Origin of the sequence: Ottowia beijingensis (genome assembly GCF_013423955.1) — a bacterium.
In the GTDB taxonomy this organism is placed as follows: Bacteria; Pseudomonadota; Gammaproteobacteria; order Burkholderiales; family Burkholderiaceae_C; genus Ottowia; species Ottowia beijingensis.
In genome coordinates this window covers 2,197,427-2,214,764 of record NZ_JACCKX010000001.1, presented here as the reverse complement: position 1 = coordinate 2,214,764, position 17,338 = coordinate 2,197,427, and the positions used below count along the sequence as shown (strand labels likewise).

General features: G+C 68.7%; 17 protein-coding genes and 4 pseudogenes. 7 read left to right on the top strand and 14 right to left on the bottom strand.

Annotated elements, in window-relative coordinates; all coding sequences use genetic code 11:
- Positions 1 to 24: 24 nt before the first annotated feature.
- The 5 genes and pseudogenes from H0I39_RS11110 to H0I39_RS11090 form a co-directional block, all read right to left on the bottom strand.
- A pseudogene (locus tag H0I39_RS11110) lies at positions 25 to 1,181 on the bottom strand (D-alanyl-D-alanine carboxypeptidase family protein).
- Positions 1,182 to 1,250: 69 nt separating this feature from the next.
- A complete protein-coding gene (locus H0I39_RS11105; protein ID WP_180550518.1) occupies positions 1,251 to 1,889 on the bottom strand; it encodes an alpha/beta hydrolase in 639 nt (212 codons plus the stop codon).
- A 79-nt stretch (positions 1,890 to 1,968) separates the two neighbouring features.
- On the bottom strand, positions 1,969 to 2,313 hold the full coding sequence (locus tag H0I39_RS11100) for a (2Fe-2S) ferredoxin domain-containing protein (RefSeq protein ID WP_180550517.1): 345 nt from the start codon (positions 2,311 to 2,313) through the stop codon (positions 1,969 to 1,971).
- A gap of 9 nt (positions 2,314 to 2,322) precedes the next feature.
- The gene (locus H0I39_RS11095) at positions 2,323 to 3,579 is read right to left on the bottom strand and encodes a VanZ family protein (RefSeq protein ID WP_180550516.1); all 1,257 of its coding nucleotides are present in this window, start codon (positions 3,577 to 3,579) and stop codon (positions 2,323 to 2,325) included.
- A gap of 63 nt (positions 3,580 to 3,642) precedes the next feature.
- Positions 3,643 to 4,071 (bottom strand): CopD family protein, encoded by a 429-nt coding sequence (locus H0I39_RS11090; protein WP_180550515.1) that lies wholly within the window; start codon positions 4,069 to 4,071, stop codon positions 3,643 to 3,645.
- Positions 4,072 to 4,510: 439 nt separating this feature from the next.
- Between H0I39_RS11090 and hemB the strand changes: the two genes are divergently transcribed.
- Complete coding sequence (hemB, locus tag H0I39_RS11085; protein WP_373368288.1) at positions 4,511 to 5,509, top strand: porphobilinogen synthase; 999 nt, start codon at positions 4,511 to 4,513, stop codon at positions 5,507 to 5,509.
- Positions 5,510 to 5,645: 136 nt separating this feature from the next.
- Positions 5,646 to 6,803, top strand: a complete 1,158-nt coding sequence (locus tag H0I39_RS11080; RefSeq protein ID WP_180550513.1) for a magnesium transporter CorA family protein — start codon at positions 5,646 to 5,648, stop codon at positions 6,801 to 6,803.
- 13 nt (positions 6,804 to 6,816) lie between these two features.
- Here H0I39_RS11080 and H0I39_RS11075 read toward each other — a convergent pair whose 3' ends face one another.
- The 4 genes and pseudogenes from H0I39_RS11075 to H0I39_RS11060 all read right to left on the bottom strand — a co-directional run bounded on the left by H0I39_RS11075 (position 6,817) and on the right by H0I39_RS11060 (position 9,779).
- The gene (locus H0I39_RS11075; RefSeq protein ID WP_180550512.1) at positions 6,817 to 7,176 is read right to left on the bottom strand and encodes a DUF7654 domain-containing protein; all 360 of its coding nucleotides are present in this window, start codon (positions 7,174 to 7,176) and stop codon (positions 6,817 to 6,819) included.
- On the bottom strand, positions 7,173 to 7,961 hold the full coding sequence (locus H0I39_RS11070) for a DUF7657 domain-containing protein (protein WP_444547270.1): 789 nt from the start codon (positions 7,959 to 7,961) through the stop codon (positions 7,173 to 7,175). The genes H0I39_RS11075 and H0I39_RS11070 overlap by 4 nt, the downstream gene beginning before the upstream one ends.
- Positions 7,916 to 8,821: pseudogene (locus tag H0I39_RS24625) on the bottom strand (DUF7657 domain-containing protein); the annotation flags it as partial. The pseudogene H0I39_RS24625 and the gene H0I39_RS11070, both read right to left, overlap by 46 nt.
- A gap of 655 nt (positions 8,822 to 9,476) precedes the next feature.
- Positions 9,477 to 9,779 (bottom strand): hypothetical protein, encoded by a 303-nt coding sequence (locus tag H0I39_RS11060; protein WP_180550509.1) that lies wholly within the window; start codon positions 9,777 to 9,779, stop codon positions 9,477 to 9,479.
- 258 nt (positions 9,780 to 10,037) lie between these two features.
- Between H0I39_RS11060 and H0I39_RS11055 the strand changes: the two genes are divergently transcribed.
- A complete protein-coding gene (locus H0I39_RS11055) occupies positions 10,038 to 10,664 on the top strand; it encodes a LysR family transcriptional regulator (protein WP_257645764.1) in 627 nt (208 codons plus the stop codon).
- Positions 10,661 to 10,870 carry a type 2 periplasmic-binding domain-containing protein gene (locus H0I39_RS22175; protein ID WP_257645763.1) on the top strand — a complete coding sequence of 70 codons (210 nt, stop codon included), beginning with the start codon at positions 10,661 to 10,663 and terminating at the stop codon, positions 10,868 to 10,870. Before H0I39_RS11055 ends, H0I39_RS22175 begins: the two co-directional genes overlap by 4 nt.
- Positions 10,871 to 11,020: 150 nt before the next feature.
- Here the strand turns inward: H0I39_RS22175 and H0I39_RS11050 are convergent, their stop codons facing one another.
- The 3 genes and pseudogenes from H0I39_RS11050 to H0I39_RS11040 form a co-directional block, all read right to left on the bottom strand.
- Complete coding sequence (locus H0I39_RS11050; RefSeq protein ID WP_180550508.1) at positions 11,021 to 11,326, bottom strand: hypothetical protein; 306 nt, start codon at positions 11,324 to 11,326, stop codon at positions 11,021 to 11,023.
- Positions 11,327 to 11,747: 421 nt separating this feature from the next.
- Positions 11,748 to 12,435 (bottom strand): annotated as a pseudogene (locus H0I39_RS11045) (dienelactone hydrolase family protein).
- A gap of 213 nt (positions 12,436 to 12,648) precedes the next feature.
- Positions 12,649 to 13,251 (bottom strand): 2-hydroxychromene-2-carboxylate isomerase, encoded by a 603-nt coding sequence (locus H0I39_RS11040; RefSeq protein ID WP_180550507.1) that lies wholly within the window; start codon positions 13,249 to 13,251, stop codon positions 12,649 to 12,651.
- A 53-nt stretch (positions 13,252 to 13,304) separates the two neighbouring features.
- Between H0I39_RS11040 and H0I39_RS11035 the strand changes: the two genes are divergently transcribed.
- Positions 13,305 to 14,057 (top strand): SDR family oxidoreductase, encoded by a 753-nt coding sequence (locus H0I39_RS11035; protein WP_308645834.1) that lies wholly within the window; start codon positions 13,305 to 13,307, stop codon positions 14,055 to 14,057.
- Positions 14,058 to 14,107: 50 nt separating this feature from the next.
- Here the strand turns inward: H0I39_RS11035 and H0I39_RS11030 are convergent, their stop codons facing one another.
- Complete coding sequence (locus H0I39_RS11030) at positions 14,108 to 15,064, bottom strand: NHL repeat-containing protein (protein ID WP_180550505.1); 957 nt, start codon at positions 15,062 to 15,064, stop codon at positions 14,108 to 14,110.
- Between the two features lie 249 nt (positions 15,065 to 15,313).
- Between H0I39_RS11030 and H0I39_RS11025 the strand changes: the two genes are divergently transcribed.
- Entirely contained in the window at positions 15,314 to 15,808 is a 495-nt protein-coding gene (locus tag H0I39_RS11025; protein WP_180550504.1) for a MaoC family dehydratase, read from the top strand.
- Between the two features lie 55 nt (positions 15,809 to 15,863).
- On the opposite strand, the gene H0I39_RS11020 is transcribed toward H0I39_RS11025, so the two are convergent.
- The gene (locus tag H0I39_RS11020; RefSeq protein ID WP_180550503.1) at positions 15,864 to 16,796 is read right to left on the bottom strand and encodes a LysR family transcriptional regulator; all 933 of its coding nucleotides are present in this window, start codon (positions 16,794 to 16,796) and stop codon (positions 15,864 to 15,866) included.
- Positions 16,797 to 16,888: 92 nt separating this feature from the next.
- Between H0I39_RS11020 and H0I39_RS24120 the strand changes: the two are divergent.
- A pseudogene (locus H0I39_RS24120) lies at positions 16,889 to 17,338 on the top strand (NAD(P)H-dependent oxidoreductase); the annotation flags it as partial.

The following is a 17,338-nucleotide window of genomic DNA, read 5'->3' as shown; positions in this document are numbered from 1 at the left end:
AACCGCAATGCAGGTGCCCGCGCGTCACTTGATCCACAGCCGCATCGCGTCCCACGCGCGGCCAAGGAAACCTGCCTCTTCCACGGGCTCCAGCGCCATCAGCGGCACTTCGGCCAGTGGCTGCTCGCCCTGCTTCACTTTCAGCGTGGCCACGGCCTGCCCTGGCGGAACGGGGCGATCAGCGGCTCGGGGCGGGCGATCTCGGTCTTGACCTGGGCGGCGGTGCCGCTGGGCACGGCGACGACGATGTGCTCGTTGCGGCCCAGCTTGAGTTCGTTGGTCTTGCCCTTCCACACCTTGGGCGTGGCCACGGGCTTGCCGGCATCGAACAGCTTGACCGCCTCGTAGGCCGTGTAGCCCCAGTTCAGCAGCTTCTGCGATTCGTTGGCGCGCGCCGCCTCGCTGCTGGCACCCAGCACCACCGACACCAGGCGGCGGCCCTGCAGGTTGGGGAAGTCGCGCTTGGCGGTGGCCACCAGGCAGTAGCCGGCGGCCTTGGTGTGTCCGGTCTTCAGGCCATCGACCGTGGGATCGCGGAACAGCAGCAGGTTGCGGTTGCTGTCGTTGCTGGCGGGCGTGCCGGGGTAACGGTATTTCTTGATGGTGTAGTAGTGCACGTACTCGGGGAAGTCGTGCATCAGCCGCGTGGCCAGCGTGGCCAGGTCGCGCGCGGTGGTGGTGTGGCCGGCTTCGGTCAGGCCCTCGGGGTTCTTGTAGCCGGTGTTCTTCAGGCCCAGCGCCTTGGCCTGGTCGTTCATCAGCTGCACGAAGCGCTCGACGCTGCCGCCCACGCCTTCGGCCAGGGCCACGGTGGCGTCGTTGCCGGATTGCACGATCATGCCCTTGATGAGATCCTCGACCGGCACCTGCATCTTGGGGTCGATGAACATGCGCGAGCCGGGCATCTTCCAGGCGCGCTCGGACACGGGCAGGGTCTGCGTCAGCGTGAGTTTCTTGGCCTTGAGCGCGTCGAACACCAGGTAGGCCGTCATCAGCTTGGTCAGCGAGGCCGGCTCGACCGGCTCGTCGGCGTCCTTGGCGGCCAGGATCTGCCCCGCCGTCACGTCCATCAGCAGATAGGCCTTGGCGGCCACCTCGGGCGGTTGCGGCGCCTGCGCATGGCTGGCCAGCGAGGCAAGCGTCAGCAGGGCGGCGGCGAGAAAGCGGGAGATGAAGGTCATGATTACTACAAATAAGTGAGCTATCGGCGCTTGCTGGATAAGCGCTGAAGCCCTAAATCATTCAAAAACTCAGACGCACACATGGCGCACCACCAGGGCCTTGAGCAGCGGTAATTGTCCGTGGAAGAAGTGCTCGCCGCCCGGCACCACGGTGACCGGCAGCGACTGCGGGCGCGCCCAGTCCATGACGGACGCCAGGGGCACGGTGTCGTCCTGTTCGCCATGCACCACCAGCGTCTGCGGGTGCAGTTCGGCCGGCACCGGCGGCACGTCGAAGCGCGAGGCCGCCGTGCCCACCAGCACCGCGCCGGCAATGGCGCGCTGCGGGTGCAGCGTGTCGATGGCGCGCGCGGCGATGAAGCCGCCGAACGAAAACCCCGCCAGCAGCAGCGGCTGATCGGCCGGCGCGGTTTGCGCCACCACGGCCAGCATGTCGTCCACCTCGCCGCGGCCTTCGTCGTAGTGGCCGCCGCTGGCGCCCACGCCACGGAAGTTGAAGCGCACCGCGCGCCAGCCGCACTGCACGCAGGCGCGGGCGATGGTCTGCACCACCTTGTTGGTCATGGTGCCGCCGAACTGCGGGTGCGGGTGGGCGATGACGGCGGTGCCGTGCGGCGCCTCGAACAGGTCGGCCTCGGGCAGATCGAGCACGGCCTCGATCGGCCCGGCGGGGCCGGTCAGCGTCAGGGATTGGGTCTGGGCGTTCATGCAGCTATGCAAATTATAGCTGCCGGCGCAATGTCTTCGGCGACTGGAGGGCGAAAAAGCTTGTAACGCCGCAGGGCGGTCAGCGCCCCAGGTGCGGCGGCGTCAGCAGGCGCTCCACCACCTGGCCGTTCTTCAGGTGCGATTCGACGATCTCGTCGATGTCGGCGGTGTCGACGTAGCTGTACCAGACCGCCTCGGGGTAGACCACGGCCACCGGCCCGGCGGCGCAGCGGTCCAGGCAGCCGGACTTGTTCACGCGCACCTTGCCCGGGCCGGCCAGGCCCTCGGCCTTGACGCGCGCCTTGCAGTGGTCGAAGGCGGCCTGGGCGTCGTGGTCGGCGCAGCAGGCCTCGCCGCCCGCGCGCTGGTTCAGGCAGAAGAAGATGTGGCGCTGGTAATAGGACGGTGCGGCGGGGGCAGACATGCGGGCATTCTAGGCGCCGCCTTGAGACTGCGGCGCCGGCTGGGCCGCGGCGCCCACCTCGGCGGCGGGGTCGCCCGTCTGCGTCACCACCACGCCGGCGGCGGCCAGGTCGTCTGGCGGCGGGGCGGCGGACGCAGGCCATGGCGCGGGCTGCGTGGTGCGCGCCGGCTGTCCGCCGTCGGAGCCCACCAGGCGCATCGCCAGGTACAGGAACGCCACGAACGGCCACAGCCAGCCCACCCACTGCGCCAGGCCATGGAAGTGGATGAAGCGCCCCTGCTCCCAGGCCTGCAGCGTGGCGGCGTAATACGGATTCTGCGGCGCGGTGTTGAGCAGCACCACCTGCGCGGCCAGCACCACCATCAGCAGCAGCACGCACACGCGCATCGGCACCAGCAGCAGCAGCGCCGCGCCCAGCAGCGCCGCCCACAGGCCGAGCTGCACCGACGGGTTGACCCACGACCAGGCGTGCACCGGCCCGAACGACAGCCCCGCCGACAGCCCCGACACCGCGATGCCCGCCATCAGCGCCAGCAGCGCGAACAGTGCGCGCCGGCCGCGGTGGCGGATCACGGTGTAGCCCAGCAGGCAGGGCACCAGCGCGCCCAGCGCCACGGCCAGCACCTCCTCGCCGGGCAGCAGCGGCTGCAGCGCCAGGTCGCGCGCCGGCAGCCAGGTCAGAAAGGGCGTATCCGCCAGCAGTTCCGCCAGCCAGTCCTCGGCCCGCGCAAACACCTGCCCCATGCCGAACGCCACCGGCGGCGGGAACAGCAGCCCCAACGGCCACAGCGCCAGCAGCACCAGTGCCCCGCGCGAGTTGCGCACGAACCAGCGTGCGCGCAGGCGGCGCCAGCGGTCGATGGCGCCCACGCGCTCCAGCACCCAGGCCGCCACCGCGCCGGCCAGGCCGCCGGCCGCGTTCAGCCCGAAATCGACGTTGGAGGCCACGCGCAGCGGCAGGTAGGTCTGCAGCGCCTCCAGCACCAGCGACAGGCAGGCCGCGGCCAGCGTGGCCAGCGTCACCGCCGGCCAGCCGCTGCGCATGCGCATCAGCGCCAGGGCCAGCAGAAAGCCCAGCGGCGCGTAGCCCACCAGGTTGGCACCGACGTCGAAGCGCGTCCAGTACTGCGGCAGCGGCGCCTGCAGGTAGGCCCAGGGCGCCACGCCCACGTCGCGCCAGCCGGTGAAGGGGTACAGCGTGGCGTAGACGATGAGCGCCGCATACAGCAGCGCCAGCGGCATCGCGGCGGACTTGTAGCGGTTCATCGCCGGCGCCGTGCTGGCAACGCAAGGCCGCCGCGAGCCGCTTCGATGCCGCAGCCCCTCATGTCAGAAGGGCTTGACCACGACGAGAATCACCGCCGCCAGCATCATCAGCACCGGCGCCTCGTTGAACCAGCGGAACCACACGTGGCCGCGCAGCTCTTCGCCGTGCGCAAAGCGCTTCAGCAGCCGGCCGCAATACCAGTGGTACGCCATCAGCAGCAGCACGATCAGCAGCTTGGCGTGCATCCAGCCGCTGCCCGGCCCCAGGCCGATGCCGTAGCCCAGCCACAGCCACAGGCCCAGCGCCAGCGCCGGCACGGCCAGCAGGGTCATGAAGCGGTAGAGCTTGCGCGACATCAGCAGCAGCCGTTCGCGCTCGGCCACCGAGCCGGGCGGCACCATGGCCAGGTTGACGAAGATGCGCGGCAGATAGAACAGGCCGGCGAACCAGCTGGCGATGAAGACGATGTGGAGGGCTTTGATCCAAAGCATGATGAATTATCCCCCTGAGTCGGCCTGCGGCCGCCTTCCCCTGAGGGGACAACGCTGGCGGCCGGGGGACCCCGGCCACGGCGTTCTGGGGTGGCCTGCTCCGCGGCCTTCGGGGCGGCTTGCGCGCAGCCGCTGAAGAGCGGTTGCGCGTTGGTAGGCGCAGGGCATGGGGAGCGGCTTGCATGGCCTGCGCCGTGACCTGCCGGTGATCGGGCAAGAAAAACCCCGGCCGGGGCCGGGGTCGAAAAGCCTGTCTGCTGTCACACATCAAGGCTCCCGCTCAGGAGGAAAGCGGGGAGCAGCGAACTGCTCGCGGATGAATATAGCAAAAGTGCTCAGACCGGGCAATGCGCTGCGACACGCTGACACACTTGCGTTGGGCGGCGGCGCACGCGCGCCGAACGTCCGCCCGCGATCAGGCACAATTTTCGGCATGACCATGCCCATTGCCCCCTTCCCCGCCAACCGCCCGCGCCGCCTGCGCCGCGACGACTTCACCCGCCGCCTCGTGCGCGAACACGCGCTGTCGGCCAACGACCTGATCTACCCCGTGTTCGTGCTCGACGGCAAGAACCAGCGCCAGGACGTGGCCTCGATGCCCGGCGTGGAGCGCCTGTCGCTCGACCTGCTGCTGCCGGTGGCCGAGGAGTGCGTGCAACTCGGCATTCCGGTGATGGCGCTGTTTCCGGTCATCGACGCCAAACTGAAGGACGAGAAAGGCAGCGAAGCCGCCAACGCCCGCGGCCTGATCCCGCGCGTGGTGCGCGAGCTGAAGAAACGCTTCCCCGAGCTGGGCATCATGACCGACGTGGCCCTCGACCCCTACACCAGCCACGGCCAGGACGGCTGGCTCGACAAGACCGGCTACATCCTGAACGACGAGACGGTGGGCCAGCTCGTCAAGCAGGCGCTCACGCAGGCGGCGGCCGGCGTCGACATCGTCGCCCCCAGCGACATGATGGACGGCCGCATCGGCGCCATCCGCGACGCGCTGGAGAAGAAGGGCCACATCCACACCCGCATCATGGCCTACAGCGCCAAGTACGCCAGCGCCTTCTACGGCCCGTTCCGCGACGCCGTGGGCAGCAGCGCCAACCTGGGCAAGAGCAACAAGAAGGTCTACCAGATGGACCCCGGCAACAGCGACGAGGCGCTGCGCGAAGTGGCGATCGACCTGACCGAGGGCGCCGACATGGTGATGGTCAAGCCCGGCATGCCCTACCTGGACATCGTGCGCCGCGTGAAAGACGAATTCCGCGTGCCCACCTTCGCCTACCAGGTGAGCGGCGAATACGCCATGCTGAAGGCCGCGGCGCAGAACGGCTGGCTGGATCACGACCTGGTGATGATGGAGGCGCTGCTGGCCTTCAAGCGCGCCGGCGCCGATGGCGTGCTGACCTACTTCGCCCGCGATGCGGCGCGCATGCTGCAACAATAAGAGCTGCTTGCGCCTGTCAAACAACGATTTCAGATGCATTCATATCTGAAATCACGCAATGACGGGCGCAAGCAGCTATCAAAATCATCCTTCATTTTGATGCCACCCTTCCGGCCTGGCGCCCCATGGTGACCTGATGCAGATCGTCGAATTCACCGCCAGCAGCCTGCGCTTCGTCGACAGCCCGCCCGAAGCCGCGCCGGCCGACGGCTTCGTCTGGGTCTACCTCGACCGCACCGAGTTCGTTCGCCGCCAGGCCGAACTGCAGGCCGCGGCGCAGCGCCTGGGCGGCTCGCCGCTGCTGGATCTGCACGTGCAGGACCTGTCCAGCGACGGCCACCCCTCGCACTACGACGGCACCTCGGTGTACGACATGGTCATCTTCCGCCGCCTCGCCTCGCTGGCCGAAGTGCAGCACGAGCAGGACCACGCCAGCGCCATCGCCCGCTACCACAGCCTGGGCGCCGGCGCCCCGGCGCCGGCCGAGGCCGCCGTGCCCGAAGCCTTCTCGCGCATCGACTCGCGCGCCGTCGGCTTCGCCGTGTTCGACAGGCTGCTGGTCAGCGTGCACCCGGCGGGCTGCTACACCGCCACCACCTTCATCCAGCGCTTTGCCGCCGACGCCAAGCTCAGCGTCGACGCCGCCAGCGTGCGCAACCGCGTGCCGCAGGGCCCGGCCGACCTGGTGCTGCGCCTGCTCAACGCCATGGTCGACAGCTACCTCGAGCTGCGCAAGGACCTGACCAGCGCGCTGGAGCAGGCGCAGAACGAGCTGCTCAAGCCCGACCCCCACCACGGCGCCTGGAACGCCATGATGCACGCGCGCCGCCGCCTGCACGCGCTGCAGGACCTGTGCGAGGAGCAGCTCGACGCCATGCAGGAATGGCTGGACACCCTGCGCGAGCTGCCGCTGGCCGCCTACAGCGCCGAGCCCGTCGTGGCGCAGCAGCGGCGCGACCAGCTGATCGCCCGCGCGGTCGATGTCACCGAGCACATCGACCGCGTGCTGCACCACGCGCGCCGGCTCGAGCAGTCGGCCGAGACCGTGGTGCAGATCCACTTCGCCGCGCAGGGCCACCGCACCAACGACATCATGCGGACGCTGACGGCGGTGACGGCGATCTTCCTGCCGCTGAACCTGTTCACCGGCTTCTTCGGCATGAACTTCGAGCACCTGCCGCTGATCCACAGCCCCGAAGGCATGTGGGCCGCGCTGGCGCTGCTGGTGCTCATCGCCGCGGGCATCCTGATCGTGTTCCGGCGCCGGCGCTACCTCACGCGGTCGCGGCGCTGAGGCCGCGCCAGCGTCAGGGCAGTACCCGGTAGAGCGCCGCGCCGATGTCGGCGCCGACACCGGGCACTCGCTCGATCGATGCATTGCCCGCCAGCCGCGGCGCCCGATCAAGGGGCATGACGACCCAGCGCGCGCCCAGCCGGCCGAAATCGAAGCGCGCCGGATCCAGATGCACCTGCACCTCGTCCAGGCGCGGCGATTCGATGCGGTGGGTGCGCTCGGCCGGCTGTTCTTCCAGTTCGAACATCAGGCGCTGGTAGCGGTTGTAGACGGCGCGCTGCGCACCATCAGGATCCAGCTGCCGCCACAGCGACGACTGCGGGTAGTACAGCAGGCTGTTGACCACTGGCACGCCGACGGCCGGCAGCGTCATGGCCCAGTTGCGCTCGCCCACCACCGCCACGCCGCGGCGGCCGGCACTGTCGGGCTGGGCTTGGGAGATGCCGGCCGCGGCCAGCGCGCCGTCCAGCGCGAGCGCGCGTGGCGCCTGCCCCAGGGGTGAAACGGCAACACGGCAGCCAGCATCCAGCCCAGGTAAAGCACCAGGAACACGCGCCAGCGCTGCAGAACCAGCAGGTAGGCGGCCGCCGCGGCCGTCAAAGCACTGAGCAGGACGAAGCCCGCGGGCAAGCCGTCCGCCACATCCAGAGGCATGCGCCCATTGGCCCACAGTGCGTACGCTGCCGTCAGCAGCGCCATGGCCAGCGCCAGAACGCGCAGCGATGCCAGCCCGGTCGCGGCGCGCGGCTGGGCCATCAGCCAACCCAGCAGCACCAGCTGGGCCACGCCCAGCGCCAGATCGAGCCGGTACACCGTGACCACGTTCCACAAGGTCAGCCGCGTCAGCCAGGCCGGATACCCCAAGAACTGAAAGCCCAGCGCAAACGCCGCAAACCCCAGCAACACCAGCGGCAGGGGCGACACCCGGCGCGTGCGCCACGCCGCCCACAGCACCCCCGCGCCACTGGCCAGCCACAGGAACGGATACGACGCCGCGTCCACCGGCACCATCGAACCGAGGTTTGCGTGCAGGGTGAGCGGGTTGAGCCAGCCCTTGAACAGGAACCAGCGGTCGATGTCGCCCCCGCTTCGCTCGCGCGCTGCCCCGGATAGACCGTGGCCTGCATGACCGACACCGCCTCCCGTGCGTCCAGCCACCAACTGCCGAGCAACCAACCGCCGACCAGTACCGCCGCCGCGACAGCCGGCCACAGGTGCCAGTGCCAGGCCCAACGGCGGCGCTCGTGCCACCACCACGCCAGTGCCAGCGGCACCGCCAGCGTGGCCAGCGACAGCTGCCAAGCGGGGTAAAGCACCAGCGCGTAGCCTGCCACCGACCAGCCCAGGAGCCCGCCCCAGCCCATGCGCGCGGGCAGGCTGCGGGCCATCAACGCGCGATCCGCCGCCCAGAACCCCAGCGCCAGAAACATCAGCAGATAGGCCGGCCAGAACGAAAACGCCACCGAGTACGGCGCCAGCACGGCGCCTGCGGCCAGCGCCGCCGCAGGCTCGCCGGCCAGCCCCAGCAAGCGCCGCAGCCACAGCCACACGGCCAGCAGGCCGCCCCAGATGGGCAACCACCAGGCCCAGGCCAGCGCGTGGCGCGTGTCCAGAAAGAAGAAGCCCCAGGTCGCCGGCTTGGCCAGCGCGCTGGCGTGCGCCACAGGCACCGCCGTCATGCCCATCACCAGCATGTTCTGCCCGTCGCTGCCCAGGTTGCGGTTGACGACCGGGAACGGTGGCACATGCGCCGCCTGCGCCAGCGCCAGCGGCGTGTAGACCTGCCACTCGTCACTGCGGATCACGCGCGGCTCGCCGGCCCAGGGCTGCATGCTGCCGGTGGTCACCGCGGGCTCGGCCAGCAGCAGCGCCATCGACGAACCCGTGGTGCCGCTGGCCACCAACAGCACGAACGGCGCCACTGCCGCCAGCGCCAGCCATCCGCGATGACCGACCTGACGCGCCCGCCGCCGCCAGGTCAGGAGCGCCAACGGCACCGCCAACGCCAGCACCAGCATGCCCAGCGCCACGCCCGACGGCGATGGCGACAACGGGATGGTGATGGTGCCTGCAGGCGTCTCGAGATCGAACTCCCGCCCGTCACCCAACCGCCCCTTGACCTGCAACGCCTGAGTGCCCGACGGCAGGCCTCGCGGCAGTTGCACGCGCAGCTGAAACCCGCTGTGCAGCCACGCGGTCCGGCCCGTGGCGGCCACCACGTCAGGGCGCGCACTGGCACCCGCCAGGCGGCCGCGGTACACCTCGCACCCGCCCACTTGCACGATCAGATTGGTGAGAAAACGTTGCCCTGCTCAGGCGCTGCCCAACCGCTGAGCACCAGTTCGCGCCCGTGCGCAGCCAGGCGCGCCTGCTCCACATAGCCACGGCCAGCCGCAGCGGGCGCCTCTGCCGGTGAGGCCTGCGCCCCACCGCTCGCCAGCATGACGCCCAGCAGCCAATACAAGGCCAGCCGCCAGGCCCACGCGCTGATCCGTACTCGCTTCACCCCAGGTCACACCCTCTCTGGACAGACGGCGGCTTATGCGCGCAGATGCAGTGCCACCGATCGCTGCGAGAAGTGTAGCTGTGGACATCGCCGGGATAAGTGCCCACGGCAAAAGGGAGCGGATTTTCCGCTCCCCTTTCAGTCAAGCATGTGCCGTGGTAACGCCATCAGCTGCGCTCGCCGATCGCCGGGCGCTGGCCTTTGGCGATGGCTTCGCGGGTCTGCTGGCGCACTTCGGCGCGCGTCGGCTGGCTGGCGTCGTTGGTGGCGGCGACCACGCCGCTCATTTCGCCGGAAGCCACTTGCTGGATCGACACCTTCGCGCGGCTCGGGCTGTCGCTGGTGGCGGCGATGCGGGCTTCGTTCTGGAAGAACGGGCCCTCGCCCGCAGCGGGCATCTGGGCGAAGGCGTTGCCTGCAAACAGCAGGGCGGCGGCGGTGGAAGCGATGGTGGCGGCGATCTTTGTCATGGTGTTTCTCCTGTGGGACGGCAGGGTCCCTGAACTTGCTGAAAACCGGCGTGGCCGCCGGGGTTGGGGTCGGTGGCTGCGGTGCAGCGCGTCCGATGGGATGTAGTTTCGGGCTTGAGGGCCGTTGAAAAACCACCCCGGCGTGAATGGACTATTTCCGTTCAGGAAATAATCAGCCCATGGACTCCCTTGATCTCATCCAGACCTTCCGCGAAGTGGCGCGCCGCAACAGCTTCGGCGGCGGCGCGCGCGCTGGACATGTCGCCCGCGAACGTGAGCAAGTACGTGGCGCAGCTGGAGGCGCGCTTCGGCGTGCGGCTGTTCCACCGCACCACGCGCAAGGTGTCGCTGACGGACGCCGGCCAGCTGCTGTACGACCGCAGCGGCCCGGTGCTGGAGCTGGTGCAGATGACCGCCAGCGAACTGCAGGAGCGCGCCACCCGCCCCAGCGGGCGCCTGACGGTGACGGCGCCGCACGCCCTGGCGCACACCGGCCTGTCGACCCTGCTCGGCCAGTACCTGACGCTGTACCCCGAGGTGTCGCTCAACCTGCGGCTCACCAGCCGCACGCTTGATCTGGTCGAAGAAGGCGTCGACCTGGCGATCCGCGTGGGCCCGATTCCGGACCAGAACGTGATCGTGCGGCGGCTGGCGCAGCTGGAGCGCGTGGTGGTCGCCTCGCCCGCCTATTGGCACACGCACGGCGTGCCGCAGAACCCGCGCGAGCTGGCGGCGCACCGCATCCTCAACGCCAACCACGGCGGCGAGCCGACGCGCTGGCAGTTCAACGAGCGTGGCAAGACGCTGGAGCTGGCGCTGCAGCCCTATGTCGACGTCAACGACGTGGCGCCGCTGCCTGCGCTGGCGGCGATGGACCTGGGGTGATCTATGTCGCGCGGCCGCTGGTGCAGCGCCAGATCGACGCCGGCGAGCTGGTGGGCGCGCTGGAGCCCTTCATTCCGCAAGACTTGTGGATCTACGCGGTGTACACGCAGCGGCGCCACAACAGCGCCGCGCTGACGGCGCTGCTGGCCTTCATGGAAAGCGAGATGGCGCGGCCGGGCAGCGTGTTCCGTACGACGACGTATTGAGTTTCATGCATCGAAGAAGCCGCCGGCGCTTGACTGGCAAGCGCGGGCAGCTACGTTTTTCGAAGCATTCAGGATGCAGGCCAGACAAAACGGCCAGCTGATGCTGGCCGTTCTTGTCTAGGGGATGAGGAACCGGGGATCAGGCGACGATCAGAGCGCGCCGGTGGCCGGGCCGTGGCCGGCGGCGATGGCGTCACGCGTTTCCTGGCGCACTTCGGCGCGGCTGGGGCTGTTGACGTCGTTGGTTTGCTTGGCGATGCCATTCATTTCGCCAACGGCCACTTGCTTGATCGACACCGGGGCGCGCGTCACTTCGGTTTTCTGCACGCGCTTGGCGGCGTAGTCCTGATGCTCGACGAACGGGCCTTCGCCGGCGGCGGGCATCTGGGCCATGGCGTTGCCGGCCAGCAGCAGGGTGGCAGTGATGGAAGCGAAGGTGGCGGTGAACTTGTTCATGATTTTTCTCCTGAAATGAAATGGTCTCGAATCGACTTTCAAATCCGGCGTTGCCGCCGGGGCTGTGTCGGGTGGCTGATCTGTCAGCGCGTCCGATGGGATGTAGTTTGCGTCGGCGAGCCAGTTAAAAACCACCTAAAAGTGAATGAACCATTTCCGATTTCGAAACAATCGGGATGCAGGAGCGCTGTGCGAAGGCGCAGCGACGCGCCCGCGCGGTGGGCGCGTCGTCAGCTTGTCCAGCGTTCTGCGCTGGGCGTTTTAGGGCGTGGCGGCGCATCGGCGCCGCGCCATACCGCAGCGGGCGCCACTCGGCGCGGCAGCGCGGCTAGATGCTGAAAAGCGCCGCCAGCGCCCGCCCGATGTGCGCCAGCAGCTAGATGATCGATAGCGCCAGCCCTGCGGCGCCCTGCCCGCCAGCTCAGCCCAGGTGCTTGGCAAAGAAGGCCAGCGTGCGCTCGCGTGCCAGCTTGGCCGATTCGGCGTCCCACGCCGCCCGGTGGTCGCAGTTGAAGCCGTGGTTGGCCGGGTACAGGTGCACCTCGACCTCGGGGTGCGCCTTTTGAACGCTTCCACGCCGTCCAGCGGCACCCACTGGTCGCGGTCGGACAGGTGCGCCAGCACGGGCACCTTGGGCTGGCGCGCAATCTCGGCCGGCTGCGTCATGCCGCCGCCGTAGTAAGGCACGGCGGCCGACAGGCCGTTCAGCATGGCCGCCGCGCGCCAGGTCAGCAGCCCGCCCCAGCAGTAGCCGACGATGCCGACCTTGCCGCCGCTTTTTGCGCGGCGTAGTCGATGGCGGCCTGGATGTCCTGCATCACGCCGGGCGCGGGCAGCGCCTCGACGGCGTTCTTGTAGCCAAAGCCTTCTTGCATGTCGGCGTCGGTGTAGCCCAGATCCACGCCGGGCTTGACCCGCTGGAAGGTGCTGGGCGCCACGGCCAGGTAGCCGTCCTTGGCGTAGCCGTCGGCCACTTCGCGGATGTGGGCGTTGACGCCGAAAATCTCCTGCAGCACCACGACGGCGCCCTTGGGCTGGCCGGCCGGTTCGGCCACGTAGGCGGGGATTTTCTGGCCGTCGGCGGCGGTGAGGTCGATGAATTGGCCCATGGTGATTTGCTCCTGATTAAATAGCTATCTGCGCTTGTCTGGCAAGCGCCAGCACCCAAAATGAACAATGATCGGCGCGGCGCGCCATGACCTTGCTTGCGCTAGATGACGGTGCACTTCGGGCAGCATGACTTTTGTCATGCGTCCAGAGGACGCGTCATCGAAGGCCGCAGGCCGAGGTCATGCGCTCGCCAGAGCGCGGTCATCGATCGCTCAAACAATGCCCAACTTGCGGGCGACAAAATCCAGCCGGTCCTGCCCCCAGAACAGCTCGCCGTCGATCACGTAGGTCGGCGCGCCGAACACGCCAGCGTCCATGGCGGCCTGGGTGTGGGCATCGTAGCGCGCCTGTGTGTCGGCGCCGCGCGACTCGGCCAGGCGTTCTGCAGGCAGATCGCATTCTTCGAGCAGTTCGGCCAGCGTGGCATCGCTGGCAATGTCGCGCTCTTCGCGCCAGCAGGCGGCCAGCACGGCGCCGGCCAGCGCCATCGCGGCGGCCATGCCGTCTTGCTGCGCCACGGCGGTGATCAGGCGCGCCGATGGCGTGGCGTCGACCGGAAAGTAGCGCGGCTGCGGATTCAGCGCCAGCCCCAGGTGCTCGGCAAAGCGCTTCAGCTCGACCAGCCGGTAGGCCTGCCGCTGCGGCGCGCGCTTGGCCAGCGGCAGCCCGCCCGATTGCGGAAAGATGCGCCCGTAGTCGACCGGCAGCACCGCCACCTCGCGCCGGCTGCGCGCCAGCAAATCGACCAGGCGCGCATGACCAAGATAGCTCCACGGGCTTTGCGGCGCAAAGTAATACAGCACGGTGCGGCTCATGCAAGTCTCCTGAAATAATGATCTTCGAGCGTGATTTTTACAGGAGATGCGGCGTGGCGACAGACAAGGTTTTGCTGGTCACCGGCGGCGGCCGGGGCATTGGCGCCGCCACCGCGCGGCTGGCGGCGCAGGGCGGTTGGGCGGTGGCGGTGAACTACGCCGCCAATTCGCTCGCCGCCGACGAGGTGGTGCGCGCCATTCGCGCCGGCGGCGGCACGGCCATCAGCGTGCAGGCCGACGTGGCCGACGAAGCCCAGGTGCTCAAGATGTTCGCGCACGTCGATTCAAAGCTGGGGCGCCTCACGGGCCTGGTCAACAACGCCGGCGTGGTGGATCGGGCGCAACCGGTGGCCGAGCAAAGCGTGGCGCGCTGGCGCCGCATGTTCGACATCAACGTCATCGGCTCGATGATTTGCGCGCGCGAGGCAGTGCGGCGCATGGGCACGGCGCACGGCGGCGCGGGCGGCAGCATCGTCAACCTTTCCAGCGCGGCGGCGCGGCTGGGCTCACCCAATGAATACGTCGATTACGCGGCGGCCAAGGCCGCCATCGACGCCTTCACCATCGGGCTGGCGAAAGAAGTGGCGCCGCAGGGCATCCGCGTCAACGCCGTGCGGCCGGGCCTGATCGACACGGAGATTCATGCGTCCGGCGGCCGGCCGAACCGCGTCGAAGAACTGAAAGCCGGCGTGCCCATGGGCCGCGGCGGCACGGCGGACGAAGTCGCGCAGTTGATCGTCTGGCTGCTGTCGGATGCGGCAAGCTACACCACCATGTCCTTGATCGACGTTTCTGGAGCCCGTTGACCGTCAAGCGCCCCAGCAAGCCGTCAACCTCTCACGCCATCCGGCTGATCTCATTTGAACGCAATGCGCCAAAGCTTGTAACCGTGGAGCAAGTACAGATTGCCTGCCCGGTCGAGGTCAAGCATCTGCGGATCGACCGTCGGGACAGTGTCCCAAGTGGGCGGCTGGCCCGGGAGCTGGCTGGCGATCCTCGCGACGCTTCCGTCGGGGGCGTAACGATACATGTCCATATACATGCGAGTCCTGCTGCGCACCGTGGCATAGACCGCGCCGTCGGAAGAAATCGTCGACGCCGAAGTTCCCTCGCCACTGCTGGGGATGGGAATGCCGCCCGTGCCGTCAAGCCGCTGCCACATGCCCGCGCCATTGTTGTAATAGACCACACCCGCGTTATCGGCGGTGATGCTTGACGGCATTTGAAGGGTGGTCGTGACGGTGGTGACCTGCGCATCGCGTGTCACCCGGCGAATCACGTCCGGATAGTCGTGCACGAACAGGGCACCCTGACCGAAGACCAGGCGTCCGACACTGAGGAACTGAGCCTGCAGGCCGGTACCGTCGGCCGGTTGCAGCGACCAGGTGCGCAGACCGGCGAAAGGCTGCGCACCTGTCGGCGTGATCGTCCATATGCCTGTAGCCGGCCCCTGTTGGTGATAGCTCGGAAAAAGCAAGAAGGATTCATTTCCATCGCTCAAGTAAACCGTTCCATCGTCGCCCACGGCCAAGCTGCGACCATTGCGAAAAGACACCAGCGGGCCGCCCGGCACGACCGGCTCGCGCGAAGCCACCGCCGGCGTGGTGACCTGGCCGGTCGGACTGACGCTGCGCACACGGGTCAGCCCGCTGCCGTCACACACTTTCTCCAGCATGTGAACCGTGCCATCGGGCGCCACCGCCATGTCCATCGCCTGTCCCAACCGGGCTTGATCGGCGACGCCATTTGCGTCACCGCAATCGCCCGCGCTTCCCAGACCGCCACCGGCCAACAAAGTGATGCTGGTCGGCACGATGTTGGCCGCGGGGGCTGGCGATGGGGTCGGCGCAGGTGTCGGGGCCGGCGCGGGCGGAGACGGTGCGGGATCATCGTCGCCGCCCCCACAGGCGGTCAGACCAATCACGGCCATCATGGCGCTCAGCGCGGCCAAGCGCAGGGGACTGGATGGGTGGGTCGCATGCATGACGGACACTCCTTGGGTAGAACTGGTGCGCAGCTACCATAGCAAAAAGAGTTTTCATCCCGAATCACCGACAGCACCATGTCCGACCACCCGCAACAACACATCAAGTACTTCTGGGAAGACCTGCCCGTGGGCACCACGCTCGACATCGGCAGCACCACCGTTGACCGCGACGAGGTGATCGCCTTTGCCAGCAAGTACGACCCTCAGCCTTTCCACCTGGACGAAGCGGCGGCCGCCAAGTCCATGTTCGGCAAGCTCAGTGCCAGCGGCTGGCACACCTGCGCGATGGCGATGGGGCTGATGGTGCGCGGCTTTCTGCACGAGTCGAGCAGCCTGGGCTCGCCGGGGCTGGAGAAGGTGAGCTGGCTGACGCCGGTGTACCCCGGCGACACGCTGACGCTCAAGCAAACCATCCTCGAATCGCGCCCCATGAAATCGCGCCCCGACGTCGGCCTGACGCGAACGCTGTGGGAGATGTTCAACCAGCACGGCGAGCAGGTCCTGATGATGGACGGTTATGGCATGTTCAGGCGGCGGACGCCGGCGCCTGCCGATTCGGCATCAAAATAAGCGCCAGCGCTTGATAGACAAGCGCGAACAGATCTCTATTTGATAGCAATTTACTTTACGGTCCTTCGCGCGCCCACACCGGCGGCGCGCCGATGCTGTCCTGCAGCCGGTCCAGAAACAGCCGCGTGCGCAGCGGCAGGCGGCGCTCGCCATACACCGCGTAGACCATGCCGAGGGGCGGCAGGCGCACATCGGGCAGCAGCGGCACCAGGCGCCCGGCTTGCAGGTCGGCATGGGCCAGAAAGGCCGGCATCACACCCCAGCCGCTGCCGGCCAGCACGGCGGCCAGCAGGGCCTCGCCGTTGTTGCTCCAGAACGCGACGGCCGGCATCGGTTCGCTGCGCTCGCGGCCGGTGGCGTCGATCCAGTTCAGCGTCTCGTGCTGCAGGCCGTCGGCGCGGTAGCTCACGGCGGGCAGGCGCAGCAGCGCGGCCAGGCTGTCGATGCGGCCGTGGCGCGCGACGAAGGCGGGTGCGGCGGCCAGGCGCAGCGGGTTGTCGCACAGCTTGCGCGCGATGAGCGACGAATCGGGCAGCTCGCCGATGCGGATGGCCAGGTCGAACCCCTCGGCCGCCAGGTCGGTGCGGCGGTTGTCCAGCCGCAGCTCCACCGCCACCTGCGGGTGCAGCGCCTGGTAGCGCGCCACGGCCGGCTGCACCACGCGGCTGCCGAAGTGCGTGGCGGCCGTGATGCGCAGCAGGCCGCGCGGCTGGTCCTGTGCGTCGTCAGCGATGCGGCGCACCTCGCCCACCAGCGCGCCCAGATCGCGCGCGCGTGCGGCGATGGCGGCGCCGGCCTCGGTGAGCGAGAGCGAGCGCGTGCTGCGGTGCAAGAGTTGCACGCCGAGTTGCGCCTCCAGCGCGGCCACGCAGCGCGACAGCACCGAGCGGTCGATGTGCAGCCGGTCGGCCGCGGCCTGAAAGCTGCCGGCATCGGCCACGGCGGCGAAGTGCAGCAGGTCGGCCGGGTCGAGCGGGCGTGAAGGCATGGCGGAGCAGCGGTGGATTCGTGCTGATTTTGCACGACTGAAGTGGTGGGCCGGGGCTATTTCACGCACCGACGGCTGCCTACAGTGGCGCCATGTTCCACCGCCGCCTGAAAGGCCATGCCATGAAAACCCTCGTCAATGTCTTCCATCCGCGCCTCGACCAATCCACCGTCAACCGCCGCTGGGCCGAGCACATGGCGCGCCAGCCGGGCGTGACGGTGCGCCACCTGGACGCGCTCTACCCCGACCGCGCCATCGACGTCGCCGCCGAGCAGGCCGTGCTGCTGGCGCACGACCGCATCGTGTTCCAGCACCCGCTGTTCTGGTATTCGGTGCCGCCGCTGATGAAGCAGTGGCTGGACGACGTGCTGACCTACGGTTGGGCCTACGGGCCGGGCGGCACGGCGCTGGCGGGCAAGGAGTGGCTGTCGGCCATCTCCACCGGCGGCCCGGCCGACGCGTATGTGGCCGGTGGCTACAACACCTATTCGATGAGCGAGTTGCTGAAACCGCTGCAGCAGACGGCCAACCTGATCGGCATG